This is a genomic window from Mucilaginibacter arboris, assembly GCF_009754915.1.
GTDB lineage: Bacteria > Bacteroidota > Bacteroidia > Sphingobacteriales > Sphingobacteriaceae > Mucilaginibacter_A > Mucilaginibacter_A arboris.
Genome location: NZ_WPIK01000002.1, coordinates 226,261 through 241,986, shown reverse-complemented (window position 1 = coordinate 241,986; position 15,726 = coordinate 226,261). Strand labels below are relative to the sequence as shown.

Genomic DNA, 15,726 nt, shown 5'->3' with positions numbered 1-15,726 from the left:
CCGATCATGGGTTGGAGCAGCTGGAACAATTTCCGTGTCAATATCGATGAAAAAATGATACGTGAACAAGCCGACGCAATGATTGCTTCGGGATTATATAAAGCCGGCTATCGTTTTATCAATATTGATGATGGCTATTTTGGTGGCAGGGATGCTTCGGGAAAACTGTTTGTAAACAAAGCAAAATTCCCATCAGGTATGAAATTGTTGGTCGATTATATCCATAGCAAAAAGCTGAAAGCAGGTATTTATACCGATGCGGGTAAAAATACCTGCGGCTCCATTTATGATAAGGACAAAAACGGCATAGGCTCCGGTATTTATGGTCATGTTCCGCAAGATTGTAACCTATTCTTTAAAGAATGGGGGTTCGATTTTTTGAAGGTGGACTGGTGCGGCGCAGAAAAGATGAAGCTGGACGAGGAAAATACTTATATGCCAATCATAAACGCGGTCAAGGGTATCGACAGCAACATCGTTTTTAACGTTTGCCGCTGGCAGTTTCCCGGAAAGTGGGTGATCAATAAAGCAGATTCATGGCGCATATCAGGTGATATCAGTGCTGATTTTGGATCCATTCTAAAAATTATCGATATCGATACTGATTTGGCGAAATATTCGTCGCCCGGCCATTACAATGATATGGATATGCTGCAGGTAGGCAGAGGGATGAGCTATGATGAGGATAAAACGCATTTCTCTATGTGGTGCATGTTAAATTCACCCTTACTGGCAGGCAACGATTTGCGTAGCATGTCTAAACAAACCATTGAAATCTTGACCAATAAAGAGCTGATCGCCTTAAATCAGGATACCGGTTTTAAGCAAGCCTACAAAGTTTTAACCGATAAGCCTATAGAAGTTTGGGTTAAGCCATTAGGCGCTGATCATGGCAAATCAAAAGCTATCGCTATTATGAACCGGGGCGAAAAAGAGGTAATTTTTAACTTTAACGCCGAAAAAATAGGTATTAGTACCAAAAGCAAATTAAGAGACCTGTGGCTTCATAAAAAACTTGGAAAGGCAGGGGGAATTAAACAATTTACGCTACCTAAACATGGCATCATTGTTCTAAAAGCCGATTAATCATCCAGAAATTGATAAAATTACCATCACTTTAGAAGTAAAACCGGCACGCACCGGCGGATTTTGCTTTTAGTTTTTATTTGTAACATCAACCTGGCACCAAAGGGTAATATCATCTTTGCAGTAACAACTTTTAATGCTGCTGCAATCGTTGCCTACTTATCTTCCATGCTTCTTTTATCACCTAAAAAAACAGGCGGCCTTACGCTTTTTTATCAATTATCAATCTAAACACTGATTTTTTGCCGATAAAAGAAGCATTGCATTTTAGGTTTATGGGAGAAGATAGTAAAGGTGATGCACTACAACACAAAGAACAGGATGCCCGAACTTTTAAGGGCCGCTTTAAGTGTTTTTAGCCCTTTGGTAAGGTGCGCTTCAACTGTTTTTTCGGCAATGCCCATCTGGCTGGCAATTTCGGAGGTGCTTTTTCCTTGCTGCCTGCTGTATTTGAACACCAGTTTGCATTTGTCGGGCAACTGTTCCACAATTCCGTTAATGTATTCTTGCAAAAAACGGGATTCGATCAGTTTATCGTCCATAGAAACGGTTTCCTGCTGATATTGCGTTTCGGCCAATAATTTCCTGTGTGCTTCCCGGTGGATATATTTAAAAACAGAAAACTTAACTGCCGTGGCCATATAGGCTTTAAAAGACTGTATTTCTATCAGTTCCCTTCGGTTCCATATACCCACAAACACTTCCTGAACAACTTCTTCGGCCACAGGTTTGTCTTTGGTATAATGGTATGCAATGCCTAATAAAAGTTTCCAATAGCGATGGTAAAGCTCTGTAAAGGCAATATGGTCCCCCGACTTCAATAGTTTCGTTAATTCAATATCGGTACGTTTATCCAGTACAGTCATCAAAATTCAGCTAATATTAAATCATATACAGCTTGTTAAATACCTATAGTCAAAATATCAAAACGCCTCATTTAATTGTAACCCAACTGGCGTTTCATTTTTAATTAACCCTGTGCAAATGATGCAACTGATATTTTCATCTTCAGATTTAGGCGTTATTAAAAAAATAATGACGGTTAACCAGGGCGGCAGTAGTACTTAAATTTAATTTTTAATACTTTTAATAAGGAATTTAACAGCCAGGCTTAAAGCCGGTTTAATCATGTCCGAATTTGAGATGCTTCTTTTATCACCTAAAAATGGGCAAGGCTGTTTGTATTGAAAGTAAAGAGTAAATGCAGATTTTATAGTGCTAAAAGAAGCATCAGCATTTTTTCCGAGATAAACTTAAACAGTTAAGTCAGAAATATCCTTGTACCAAATCATTTTATGGCGATACTTTACAGGCAGACTAATTTGGCAATAACGTTTCCTGTTCTGCCAGAAACAAGGCCTTTCCAAAAAACTCGGACAAATGAAAGTTGGGTTTTTCTGATCCCACTTTATTCCAGGCTAAAAAATGCGGTTGCGGTAAATCATCGCCGCATTTAAAAAAATTGACACGGCAGTCAAGGCCATTCAAATTAACATCCGGGTGATGGATGAAAATAGTTACCGGGATCATCAGCGTTATTTCCCAGCAATAAGAAAAATCACCATTTAAGCGCCACAATTTAGTTTGTGTTGCAATGTTTGCAATAATATCAGAAGGTAGTTCTTTTCTATCAAATTTATTGCTGCCATAGCCAACAGAACAAGTACCCGCACAATTAAATTCCAGGTTATAATAATTACTATCATTTTCGATGCCGATAAAAAACTCCACGCAACTATCCTTGTAAACGGGATCGTTGATTTGATTGTAAACCATCCGCAGGTGATCTTCCATCACGGTAAATTTTAAAAATATACAAGTATTGTTGTGGCCAATCCGGAAACAAACTTCAGGTTTATACGAACCCTCGCTCCATAATAAATAATCAAGGCTTTGCGGTGGTAATTTATTCAACTGCAAATCGATGTGATCCAAGCTGAAATCAGTGTTCAGCGATGACAAAAAAGGTATTTTTAGTTGTTTCATTGGATAAGAAAAAGGATCAGGGCAGCAAAAACTTATCATTGGTTTTTTTTAACCATTCTTGCAAAGATGGCCTTAACCTTTTAACGATGCTGTCGTTCTCAGCATAAATATTATTTAACTCAAATGGGTCATTTTTTAAGTCGAACAGATAGGAGGTCAGCACCTTATTTTTTCTAACATAAGCTAACTTATATTTTAAGGTTCTTATCCCCCTAAAACCCGTATTGGTATTGGGCGGGACCACTGCACCTAAAAGATATTGTTCGTTACCCAGTTTACCCTGACCATTAGTGATATAGGATGCCATGCTGCTGCCATCCAGATCACCGGGGATTTTGTTATTTAACCCAGCTAAACCTAACAAAGTAGGGTAAATATCCGGAACATTCATCAACGCAACGTTATCCATTTTAGGCTTGATGTGTCCTTTCCATTGAACGATAAATGGGATCCGTAATGACTCTTCATAGATATTGTTTTTTGAAATTTCATCATGCTTGCCAAGGCAATTGCCATGGTCGGCCATAAATATTACGATGGTATTGTCGTCGAGTTTGCTTTGTTTCAGATAATTCAAAATGCGGCCAGCCTGTGTGTCAACCCCAGTGATACAGGCATAATAGTATTTTACGTTTTTGCGGTATTCATCACCCATAGGAGTTCCTGCAGGCGGAATATTAGGGTCTTTTAATAAGGTTGCCATAGGAACATTCTTGTATAGATCAACATATTCCTGCGGAACACTTTCGTAATCCGAATGTGGCGGGTTCATGGATACCACTAAAGCAAAAGGTTTATTTTTATCACGATAGCTATTGTTATCATTTCTTAAAAACTCAAGTGCTTTGGTTGCTTCGTGCTGCGGCCCCCACTCGTTTTCGTAATGAAAATTATCGCGGCTGGCCTTGGTGTCCCAATACATGGGTTTTAGGTGATGGTCATAAGTGCCGTAGGCATACCAATAATCAAAACCATGCCTGCGGTCGGGCGGGGTCCATTCATTCCAGGCCACCGCGCCTTCGTTATTATAAGTGGGGATATAGGGTTTGTGTGGCGAATCAAGATGCCATTTGCCGATATAACCATTATCGTAACCATTGGCCTTTAATACGTCGGACCAGCAAGTGATACCGGCAGGAAGTTCAACGCCATAAGGGGCCGTATTAGAATTTACGTTACCGTAAACGTGGTTTTTAAGCGGATACTTCCCTGTCATCAGCATCGCCCTGGAGGGAGAACAAACCGGGTAATTGGCTATCATTTGCAACCCGACATAACTATTTTTGGCAAGCAGATCTAAATTTGGCGTTATCACCGGTTCTTTCCCCTCAAATCCCAATGCCTGCCCGCGAAACTGGTCGACCAGGATGATCAATATGTTGGGATGTTTCTTTTCGGCCACAACTTTCTTCTTTTTAGGATTGACGAACGCGGCTATGGTTACGATAACAGTTAGTGTAAAAATAATCGCAGATATATTTCTCAGTTTCATTCTACTATGTCTTTAACGTATTATTTGTGTGCTTATCTTCTAAAACTTTTTAGATTCTGTTCGAAGTATTTGATATGCTTCTTTTATCTAAGTTGTTTAAACTTTTTTTCGGCCCTCTTTTTTGGGACCGATGCTTCTTTTATCACCTAAAAATCACCAACTGACCTATAAGGTTTTGAAAACCTTATAGGTCTTAAGTGATTAAATGTAAACACCAATTTTACCCGATAAAAGAAGCATGGGCACCAAACCTGGGCATGCCGAAGGACCAAATTTAAATGGGTACCAAAAAGTTTAAACAACCTCATCATATAAAAATCTATAGGCAATAGTATTTTTTAATTGTACTAAGTTTTAACCCCAATTTTATAGTGCTAAAAGAAGCATTAGGTTTTTTGTGATATAAGCTTAAGCAGTTTCTATGGTGATGTTTCTATTTTAAAGCTATTTACCCGATTTATTAATTTAATTATTGTCGTTTACAGGTTTTTCGGACATCCAAAGGGGAGGAGGCAGTTTTGCTTTCCAGTCATTATATTGTTTTAGGAGTGACTGAGATAGCTTATTCCCTTCTGAGTATAAATTCTGCTTTTCGGCAATATCGTTCCTTAAGTTATACAATTCGGGGGCCTTGTTCGGCAGCGAGATCAATTTCCAGTCACCTTGTCTAATAGCCCCGATACCGTGGCCCAAAAACCAATAACTAATTCTTTTATCCATTTTTGGATGCTTTAACCCACCAACAGGAAGCAAACTTATACCATCTAATTGCGGTTGCACCTGTTTGTTTTGTGCGGCATATAAAAAGGTTGGGATCAGATCAAGCGTAGATACTACTTTATCACAAACAATACCTTCCGGAATATGTCCTTTCCACATCATCGCCATGGGCACACGGATGCCGCCTTCATAAATGTCGCCTTTCCTGCCGCGTAAGGGATAATTATCCGCAAAACTTTCTACAGTTTGCCCGCCGTTATCATTGGTAAAAACGATCAAAGTATTATCAAACAGGTTTAATTCTTTGAGCTTTGCTATTATCTTACCTACATTTTCATCCAGTGTGTAAGTCATAGCCGCATTTAATGCCCTGCCTTCGGTTTTAAATTTTGATCTGAATTTTGCCAGCACTTCTGGCTTGGCCTGCATAGGTGTATGCGGACAGTTAAAAGCTGCATATACAAAAAATGGCTGTTGATGGTTCTTTTCAATAAACTTTATTGTTTGATTGCCGATAGCATCTGTCATATAAGGAATGGAATCAGCCGGAACGGAAACGCCGTCTTCTAAAACCAGTTTGGCCTTACCCGTAAAATAAGGGCTGCTGCCCCATAAAAATCCCCAGGCATAGTCAAACCCACGATTTTGGGGCTGAAATTTTTCGGCAAACCCTTCATGCCATTTCCCAATAATTGCAGTTTTATAACCTAAAGGCCTTAAATAATCACCTATTAGTTTTTGACTTAAAGGGATCCCAAATTCCTCTTTCGGTATATTATATTTTACGCCCTGAACATAATTGTAAACATGACCGAATTCAGCTTGGTTGATACCTGTTAACAAGCCAGCCCTGGAAGGACAGCAAACGGCTGCGCTAACATGGGCATCAGTAAATTTGATGCCATGTTTAGCTATTTCGTCAATATTCGGTGTCGGAACCAAGTGGTCGGTCATGAAACTAAAATCGGCGTAGCCGGCATCGTCAGATAAAATAAAAACGATATTGGGTTTTTGCTGAGCCATCAATTTGGTTACCCAAAAAAGAATGGCCAAAAAACAAATCATTTTCCTTTTCATATTATTCTTGTATTTAAAATTCTGCTGTATATTTTTTGGTAAATTAACCGCATCAACCTTACATTTTGTTTAAAAGCCTGTACAAGGAATATCGTCAATTGCTAAAAATATTTTTACTCCTGGTTTTCCAAAGTTTACCGCTTTAATTAGCGTGAATATTGACATTTATGGTTTTTGCATTTGATCTTTAAGTAGTCCTAATTCTTTTGCCGACAAAGGTTCGGGTGTTTGATTAGGATGAAAAGGGTCGTAAAAATATAAACCATCCTGCTGGTACAATTTTAATTGCAACTTTACACGCTCTTTAAACCGGGGCAAATCCTTTTGGCCATCTGCGCCCCAGCTGGTTTCGGCTAAGGCAGTTATCCGCGGAAATAGCATATACTGTAATTTTGCTTCGGTTGAAATATTCTCTGTCCAGAGTGCCGCCTGTACCCCTAATATTTGTTTCTGCTGCACTTTGGCTATGCCTAAATCAGCCGTAGTAAAGTTGTATAACTTATCCAAAGGCACATAATCACCCTGCCATTTACGGCCAAAGTGCTGGGTTGTATCCTGCACAAAATCAAAGTAAAAAGGGATGCGCGGGCATAATACGATGTCATAACCTTTATCAAGTGCCTTTTTAAATTGCGCTTTTTTATCATGTCTCCACCAAAAAATAATGGTTTTATCTTTGGGCAAATCGCTGTCGGCGGCTTCGTCCCAAAGTAAAACCTTATTGTTTAGTTTAAATAAACTATCTGCCATGCGTTTGGTAAAATAATGTTCAACCTCCAGCAAACCGGGCAGTTTTTTATCCTGCATAAGCTTTTGGACCTCTGCGTTGGTTTTCCATTTCTCGTTACCAAAACTTACTTCATCGCCACCGAGGTGTATCATTTGTGATGGAAATAGCGCGTCGGTTTCCCTTAAAATATTTGTTAAATAGGTATAGGTGCTATCTTTACCAGGATTAAAAGTAAAATCCGAATATTTTGCGGAGCCGCCGCCGCTAAACGCCGGATAGGCCCTGTTTGCCGCGGTGGCATGGCCGGGCATATCAACTTCTGGTATCACCTCAATAAAGCGCTCTTTGGCGTAGGCAATAATCTCTTTAATATCTTCCTGGCTGTAGTACTGGGCTGGCGCCAGTTTATCGCTATAGTTACCAATTCCGCCTATCAGGGTTAACAAGGGATAAGCTTTGATCTGCATCCTCCAGCCGGGCTCATCGGTTAGGTGCCAATGAAATTTATTGAGTTTGTAAAATGCCATCCAGTCTAACAATTGCTTTACCGTTTGCTTACCCCAGAAATGGCGCGATTCATCCAACAACAAACCTCTCCAGGCATAACGTGGCTGGTCGGTTATGCTGAAACAATTGATGCTAACTGTATTATTCTTCACTTCGCCCAGACGGACCAATTGGAGCAATGAGGTTATCCCATAAAAAATGCCCTGAGGTGTTGCCGCAGTAATTTTTGCCCCTGTTGGTTTTATTTCAAGCGAGTATGCCGCTTCATCAACCTTTTTGCCCGGTTTAGTTAAATTAAGTTGAATTGCCGCTGTATTTGCTGACTGCTGGATACTTAATGCAAGACCACTGTACTTTAGCAATTGCTGTTGCAGGTAACCCGCCTCGTTCTGCAAAATGTTGTTGGCGTAAGCAATGGATACAGAATTGTTGATTTTAAAACTACCACTTACGGTTTCGATGTGGGCAGGTAAAGGGATAATTGCGCATTGCTGGGCAATTAAGCGGTTACCCAACATCACCAACAAAACTAAAACAAACTTTTTCATCATATATTTATGGAGGCTGTTTAAATTTATATCCGCTTGATTTATCATGCTTCTTTTATCCCTGTAAATTTTGTTTTTATAAGATGTACCAATACAAAAAGCGTAAATATTTTTTATTTTTTAGGTGATAAAAGAAGCATGTAAAATCACCTTGATACATTGATATAGCTTCTAAAACACCTGCTATTGCTGGGCCCTATTTTTCTCTAAGATCAATATTTGGCTACCGGCCAGTAAAAACGCACCAACACCATAAACTTCGGTATTGTCAAAACTTACCTTATCCGGCGATGCACCGATGGGCTGCACAAACCCCAGTTTACCATCGGGATGTACGGAAGAAGCCAAGGCCTCCCATGCCTTATTAATAACCGGGCAATATTTGTTGCAGGATAATATTTGTTGATTAACGCCCCAGGCCAGCGCATAACAAAACAGCCCGGTACCGCTGGTTTCTTTGGATGGATAACTATCCGGATCGAGCAGGCTGGCGTGCCAGGTGCCATCGCTTTGTTGTAAAGCAGCTATCTTTTCGGCCATTTGCTTAAATTGGGCAATAAACTTATTGCGGTTAGGATAATTTTGAGGCATGTTGGATAGCAAGTTGACAAGGCCGGCCATTGCCCAGCCATTACCTCTGCTCCAAAAAACCTTTTTACCGTTCTTTTCCTTTTGGGTAAAATAACGGCTGTCCCTAAAAAACAAATGCTCGTCTTGGTCATAAAGGTACTGGCTAGTTTTCCACCAAAGTTTACTGGCGGTATCCATGTACTTTTTGTCGTGCGATACTTTGCTTAAATTAACCAGGGCCGCAGGGGCCATGTACAAAGCATCGCACCAGGCCCATTCCCGCAGATGTATCTTATTAACCCATAATAAAGGTTCTGTATGTGGCACCGAAACCAATGAATCGGCCATATTTTTAAAGTCGGCAATATATATTGGATTTTTATAAATGCCGTATAATTGCGTATAAGTTTGGGCGATACAATAATCATCAGCAAAACTGCGGTTAGGGCCTATTTTCCAATCCAGGCTTTTACCCACGTCAAGCAGTTTATCATAGTAAGTGTTATTGCTGGCAATTTTGGCCCAGGCCATCATCCCCGTGTACATTACACCATTTGTCCAATCCGTTTTCGGGTTTTTCCAGCCATTGGTTTCCAACTCATTCCATTGCCAGTCAGCTACCTTTTTCATGAGTTTATAGGTACTGTCTGCCTTAGGTGCTGTCGGTTCTAAACCGGAAGCCTTTGTTAAACCCGGTAAAAATAAAAGGGAAATCAATACTAAATTATAAACTATTTTCATCTGAAAGCTAATTAAAGCCAGTTTAATGGCCAAGGATATGGGGACATGCTTCTTTTATCACTATAAATTGTTAAGCCTCACCCCGGCCCTCTCCACAGGAGAGGGAGGTACACATGCAAAATCATATGAGGTTTAATGATTTTTAGGTGCTAAAAGAAGCATCAGGTTTTTACGTATATTAATGATTTGCTATAAAATCTTTGACTGCTTTAGCCCAGCCTGTATTTATATCCACATATATCTTTTGCCCCTGTTCATCACGCATACCACTGCTTGTCCATAGGAGTACACCTTTAGCCCCTAAGCTGTACAACATTTGCAAGTGGCCCATCATTTCATCGTAGGTAAGCATTCTTTTAACCCCTTTATGGTTCACTTCCGGGGTGATATACGGAAGGATGGGTTTACCCGGAAAATTATATTTTTTACAGGCATTGATGTTATAAATTGCTGCCTTATTCCAGTTAACGGTGTCTGTATCGTAATTATAAAGGGATGGGCTAAAATAATCTACCGAGGCGGCCACCGCTGAATATGCCTTGTTTACCTTATCAAACCGGCTGATATTTTCCGAATAGGCATAGGTGTTTGGCGGCACGGTGGCATACAAACCTATTTTTGATACTTTATTTGTCTTTTTAAACGCATTGATCACCTCGATCATCCTTGACGGTGTTTTGATGGTATCCCATCTGTCCCAGCCTTCCAAGTCTAACGAAACCGGGGTGTTAGGATAAACACGCGCTGTCTGTGCAAGTGCCTGTATGCGTTCAGGATTTGGCACCCCGTTCTTCTTATCCCCGCCCGGATAATCAAGCATCTTCTGCTCGTAAATTAAATTTAAATCCTGAAAGCCGTAGGCTCGAAGATACTGTTGTAATTCCTGGTGAGAAGCCTTAACAATAGTACCGTTTTCGGTATAACCGGCATATACAATAAAACTGTACACTTGAAACTGGTGTTTCGCACCCCCATTTTGGGCATGACCTGTGCATACGGCTGACATCAGTAGAACGAACGCTAAAAATCTAAAAAGTATCTTCATGGATTAGTTTGATTTAATTGGAGTAAAAACCACAGTAACAGTTCCTGCTTCTGCAGCAGGCAGTACAAGGCCTAACCGGGTAAAGGCAGGTGCGTTTTCTTCGATGGTTTCAGATTTTACAATGAAGCCGTTTTTTGTTTTGATCGTTGCGATCATTTTTTGTTTCTGACCATCAAACTCTATTTGATCTGGAGCAATCTGTTTCCATTTGGCACGTGTTATCAGCGCAAGTTCAAAGCTTTGCCTGGTTTTAAATTCAAAATCATCTTTTACTGTCAGGTAACCCAATTTTTCCCTGTTATAGGTAAATGTCCGAACAAGTTTGTTTAAAGCCGGCACTGTATATGCCGAGGAAATGTCCATTATAAACTGATCTTCCTTATCGGTAAATTTGGTATTTAATATTTTGGCTTGGGCGCTTGCCCCTTCGTGTTGTTCTTGCCCTGCAACTAATGGTACCGGGTGTCCATAAGATGCCAGTAGTTTATAAGTGTAACGTTCAGGGCCAAAGGTTTTTGCTGTGTAAAAAGAAGGCCCGCCCGGATCGCCCATCAGCATTTCTTCGCCAACTGTTATACTAAAAGAACCAACATCATTATGATTATGGATCTCGTTGTTGTTGCCGCCCTTTAATGCTGCACCCATCATGGCTTGCGAACCCGTAATTGGACGTTCTATCAATACCCCGGCTTCTTTAAAATAAGAGCGTGGCCCGGATGTTGATTTTGACGTGTTTACATCAACTTTACTTTCCGAAGCCGAATTAGGAAAGGCGTGCATGACATCGTCACAAAGGTTAGCGGTTCCGGCAAAAGTAAGGTCATTATATTTTTTCAGCCCCAAACCCAGATTGCGGTTGCAATACCACAGTATCGCGGCCGGTGCTTTTATCCCTACATGGCAATCGGCAATAGTGGGATAAATACCATTCATAATTTCAAGATTAGGTGCATACAGGGCTATCCGTTTTACTTTCGGATCGGCAAATAAATCAATCGCATGATTGGTTGCCTGTAAAATACTTTCGCGAAGCAGAATATACTTACTGAAACCGTAATCGTAATATCCCAGACCTTCTGTGCAATAGCCTTCATCTGTAAACCCTGCTATGCTGTTTTTAGAATACCTTTCGGCAATTGTTACAAACTTGGCCCTTTCCTGTTTATCAGGTATAATGGCTAAAGCTGCACCGGTAACACCTGCCAGGCAAACGGAGTTCCAGTTGCTGGTTACCGTTAACCAGTAGCTGTCTTTATTTCCTGTTGCTACCGATCTTAAAACCGGGGTAAAAACATGCTTGTTCATTTGGCTCAAAACCTCTGCACGCAACTCCGGCGTTAGTTTATCATTTAATAAGTAAACAGCTTGCGCCACATTTTGGGCAAAACCTGATGCACCCAGATCAACAGTATAATTACGGCCCTCGATATTTTGCTTATTTTTATCATGAGCTGGCAGCGACCATGACTTTTGATGGATCAGCTCATTCAAGACCATTTGGATGGTAGGCACAAAGCGGCCTTTATTCTCCAGACATTCTGCCCAAACAAGGGGCGCCAGCCAACTCAACCTGTCTTTCATCATTTTCTCGCCCCCGGGCCTTGTTCCTTTGGTAAAATATAAAAGGTATTGTTCGTCGCTCCAGGCCGGAAAAGGCTTGTTTAAATAACCTTCTGCTACTTTAATTACCTGAGAGTATTTAGGGTTATGATCTAATTTATCCCAAACGGAACGATTTTGATAAGGATCGCCAAAGCCTTTTGGTGTTTGCGGCAGCATGTTTGACACTTCAGCAACCCTATCCATATCTAAAGGCACAAGCGGCACAACTTTCCGGGTAAGATCAATGCTGTCCAGTACCCCTGCCGAGGCCACAGTAACAGTTACATTTGCAATGGCAAGCAATATTGCCAGGCGTATTGTAATATTTTTTCTTCTCATTGTTAGTAGATCCTGTTTAAATCTGCATCAGATCCTTCGATATTCTCAGGATTGGTGCTGATGCTTCTTTTATACCTATAAAATTAGCCTCACCCCGCCCTCTCCCAAGGAGAGGGGGCTGCCAATACAAAAAGCAAATAGCCATTTAGTTTTTTGTGCGATAAAAGAAGCATGCTAACTATTCTGAATAAAATTTAAACAAGCCCTTAATTCTTAGCTGCCCTGTAAATAACACCTCTTTCATTATAGCTTGATGGTTAGTGGTATTTTTTTAACCAGCATATTCGACCCATCGTTAGTATTGTTTGAGGCCACAAATACTGCATTATAAGAGCCTGCCGTAGTATAATTGTAAGAATAAGAAGCCAGCCTTGCAGAAATGGATTTTATACCAACACCCGCATCAGGTGTTACACGTGTTAAATCTATTGGCCCCATTACGGCCCATGCCTCGGCAGGTGCGGTAGCTGTTGCAGCAGTTGTAGCACCTGTTATTACCAGAGATGTTTTATCGGTATAAACCCAGGCATAATTGTTCACGTTTTTTTTGGGATCGTAAGAAACTGCCCAACCTGGCCCATAAGTAGTATTACCATAATTAGTGAAGGCTGTTGTTGGCGCATTTAAGTTGGCGATGGTATAGGTTGTGCCATCAGCCAACACATTATTAAGGGAAAGGGCGCTAATAGTCCATTTGTTTTGGATGGTTCCGGCAGCGGCAGTATATTTAAACGCAATATAAACCGGTTTACCAGTTGAAAGATCCGACAGGTTTATAACACCGGAAGGAACTGCTGTAGTCCCGCCTGTTGATAGCGTTGCACGGCTGGTAATATCCGTCCAGGCAGCGGCGGCTATGTTGGCATTGGTAGCTGCAGTATCACGTGTAAGCACACCGTAAATATTATTCGCTACTACGCCTTTAAAATCAGAGGAAACCAATAATGATAATGAGCTGGGTTGCGTGCCGTTGGCCAGTATAGAACTAAACTGCAATTGCGGCATGCCCGCAGCACTGACCCGATTTCTGAAATCATAATTTTTGCCTGCTTCCCCTGAAAAATAGGTGATCACATCCGGGTTACCTGTAAAATTAAACTGAACGGTATCCTTAGTAGAAAAAACGGTTGCTGCCACTCCGCTATTTTTGGCGCTGATAACGTCGAATGCCACGGGCATTACGGCTACATTTTTATTGCAGGCCGCACAAGCCAATAAAAGCATTGTTAGTATTAAATATTTAGATCGCATATTTTTTTGTTTTGTTATCTCCTGCTGATTCAATTAATTACCATCCCGGGTTCTGAGTGGCGAGTTTGTTAACAGACAACTCAGAAGCCGGTATAGGGAACAATACATTCCGACCGCTAATATTAGAGCCTGCCAATGCCGCATAAGCAAATGTGGCACCCGCGTTAGCTTTTATATCGGCTGCCAGGTTGTTCATGGTTGTTACCCATATCCCCCAACGGATAAGGTCGGGCTTGCGTAATGCTTCATAGCAAAGTTCACGCGCACGCTCATCCTGGATGGCCTGAAAAAACGAAGCCTGGGACAAACCTGCCAGATCGACGGCAGTAGTAGCAATGGTTACCGTAGCTGTAGCTTTAACACCTGCATAAGTAAAAACAGCGCCTGTTGCTGCAGCAGAAGATGGGCCGGAAGTTTGCGTTGGTCCGGTAGCTGTTGAGGTGCCTGCCGTAGTAACCGTATATACATTGTTACCGTTTACCACCTGTGTGCCTGTATTGTAAACTGTATTTGCAGCCCATGGCGTACCAATAATTGCTGTTGGTACCGAGGTATAGCCGCTGCCCGGATTGGTGATAGCAATACTGGTAACCTTACCTGTTGAGGTAGAAACGGTTGCCATACCTGTAGCACCTGTGCCGCCGCCGCCTGTAAACGAAATCGGAATATTAGGAACTGAAGTAAGATACCCTGTATTGCCACTTGTTGACAAGGTTAGGCTACTCACTACTGATACAGAAACAACCGGAGTTTTAGGGTTCAATCCAAAACCACGCCTTCTCACCTGGTTTATGGCATCATAAGCTGTAGCTGTTGGCCCGTTAATTTGGTTCTCGGCCTCGGCCAGCATTAATAAAACATCTGCGTAGCGCAAAATCGGGAAGTTAATAGGTGTAATATTTTTACTCAAAAGCGGTGATAATTCATATTCCCTGCGGAATTTTCCGGCATTGCGGTTATATATTTGTGCAGCGGTGAAATAATTATAGGAAACGGGGGTGGTAGCAGCATTATAACTGTAGGGTGCAATGGACCAGTCCCTGCGCAGGTCTCCCGACGGATACAAATTGAATAACTTAGCCGTTGCACTAACAAATCCATAACTGTAGCCAGGGAGGTTATTATTGGCTGTGTATTGAATCCCGTTGGTGTTGCCTAACCTGTTAGCATTGCCCATCCCATCAGCACCGGTCCCTTTACTTTCAACTTCCCACATACTTTCCTTAATGTCATAAATGTCCTGGGTAAGGTTGATAAATATTTGCCGATAACTTGGGTTCAGGCTATGAACACCTGCTGCCTGCACCTTTTTGGCCCAGGCCAAAGCATCGGCATATTTGCTTGCATCGTTAAGTGGCGCACCAGCCATGGTTAAACAAACCCTGGCCAATATACCTTCAACGGCTGTGGTAGAAACATGTCCGCCCCCACCCAATGCAGTAATAGAACTTACCTTACCTTCAGCAGCAGTCATATCTGCAAGTATTTGTGCATATACCTGCTTTGCCGCGGTACGAGGCAGGTTTACGTCTGTAACAGATGCAGTTGGCGTTGTTTTTAATGGAACATCTCCAAAATTGCTTACCAGAAGAAAGTAATAATAACCCCTTAAAAACAGCGCCTCCCCTAATATTACCTGGCGCTTGGTTTCATCCATCGGCGCAATATTGATATTCTGGATCAGGATGTTCGCTCTTTCTATACCTACATATAGCTGGGTCCAGAAATTATTTATATCGTTGTTGCCATAATCAAAGTTATAAGCCACAACACCGGTTGTTACTGCAGACCTTGCGTAAAAACCCTCGTCGGTACTGGCACCAAGCTGATCGAACAAATTGTTACCATAAATACCTTCTGTATTTAAAGGCTGATATACGCCCGCCAGGGCTTGGTTTAATTTGGCTTCGGTATTATAGTATTGCGATTGTACAAGGGAATCTGTTGGAACGGTATCCAAAAATTTTTTACATGAAACCATACTGATGCTTAGTATGGTTACCAGGATGAATAATATTCGTTTCATATTGAT

The 15,726-nt window shown here is 41.3% G+C and carries 11 protein-coding genes; 1 reads left to right on the top strand and 10 read right to left on the bottom strand.

The features are described from left to right. Positions 1 to 6: 6 nt before the first annotated feature. Complete coding sequence (locus GO621_RS02860) at positions 7 to 1,086, top strand: glycoside hydrolase family 27 protein (protein WP_232335574.1); 1,080 nt, start codon at positions 7 to 9, stop codon at positions 1,084 to 1,086. Between the two features lie 302 nt (positions 1,087 to 1,388). Here the strand turns inward: GO621_RS02860 and GO621_RS02855 are convergent, their stop codons facing one another. The 10 genes from GO621_RS02855 to GO621_RS02810 all read right to left on the bottom strand — a co-directional run bounded on the left by GO621_RS02855 (position 1,389) and on the right by GO621_RS02810 (position 15,720). Continuing rightward, the gene (locus GO621_RS02855; RefSeq protein ID WP_157564009.1) at positions 1,389 to 1,952 is read right to left on the bottom strand and encodes an RNA polymerase sigma-70 factor; all 564 of its coding nucleotides are present in this window, start codon (positions 1,950 to 1,952) and stop codon (positions 1,389 to 1,391) included. A 451-nt stretch (positions 1,953 to 2,403) separates the two neighbouring features. Next, positions 2,404 to 3,072, bottom strand: a complete 669-nt coding sequence (locus GO621_RS02850) for a carbohydrate-binding family 9-like protein (RefSeq protein ID WP_198170107.1) — start codon at positions 3,070 to 3,072, stop codon at positions 2,404 to 2,406. A gap of 16 nt (positions 3,073 to 3,088) precedes the next feature. Continuing rightward, a complete protein-coding gene (locus GO621_RS02845; RefSeq protein WP_157564007.1) occupies positions 3,089 to 4,564 on the bottom strand; it encodes a sulfatase family protein in 1,476 nt (491 codons plus the stop codon). A 465-nt stretch (positions 4,565 to 5,029) separates the two neighbouring features. After that, complete coding sequence (locus GO621_RS02840) at positions 5,030 to 6,361, bottom strand: sulfatase-like hydrolase/transferase (protein ID WP_157564005.1); 1,332 nt, start codon at positions 6,359 to 6,361, stop codon at positions 5,030 to 5,032. 165 nt (positions 6,362 to 6,526) lie between these two features. Then, a complete protein-coding gene (locus GO621_RS02835) occupies positions 6,527 to 8,194 on the bottom strand; it encodes a beta-N-acetylhexosaminidase (RefSeq protein ID WP_232335573.1) in 1,668 nt (555 codons plus the stop codon). Positions 8,195 to 8,329: 135 nt separating this feature from the next. Next, a complete protein-coding gene (locus tag GO621_RS02830) occupies positions 8,330 to 9,346 on the bottom strand; it encodes a glycoside hydrolase family 88/105 protein (protein ID WP_232335572.1) in 1,017 nt (338 codons plus the stop codon). A gap of 289 nt (positions 9,347 to 9,635) precedes the next feature. Then, positions 9,636 to 10,463, bottom strand: a complete 828-nt coding sequence (locus tag GO621_RS02825) for a hypothetical protein (protein ID WP_157564001.1) — start codon at positions 10,461 to 10,463, stop codon at positions 9,636 to 9,638. A 42-nt stretch (positions 10,464 to 10,505) separates the two neighbouring features. Then, on the bottom strand, positions 10,506 to 12,443 hold the full coding sequence (locus GO621_RS02820) for a heparinase II/III family protein (protein WP_157563999.1): 1,938 nt from the start codon (positions 12,441 to 12,443) through the stop codon (positions 10,506 to 10,508). Between the two features lie 243 nt (positions 12,444 to 12,686). Beyond that, positions 12,687 to 13,694 (bottom strand): DUF5017 domain-containing protein, encoded by a 1,008-nt coding sequence (locus tag GO621_RS02815; protein WP_157563997.1) that lies wholly within the window; start codon positions 13,692 to 13,694, stop codon positions 12,687 to 12,689. A 37-nt stretch (positions 13,695 to 13,731) separates the two neighbouring features. Then, the gene (locus GO621_RS02810) at positions 13,732 to 15,720 is read right to left on the bottom strand and encodes a RagB/SusD family nutrient uptake outer membrane protein (protein ID WP_157563994.1); all 1,989 of its coding nucleotides are present in this window, start codon (positions 15,718 to 15,720) and stop codon (positions 13,732 to 13,734) included. Positions 15,721 to 15,726: the final 6 nt, after the last annotated feature.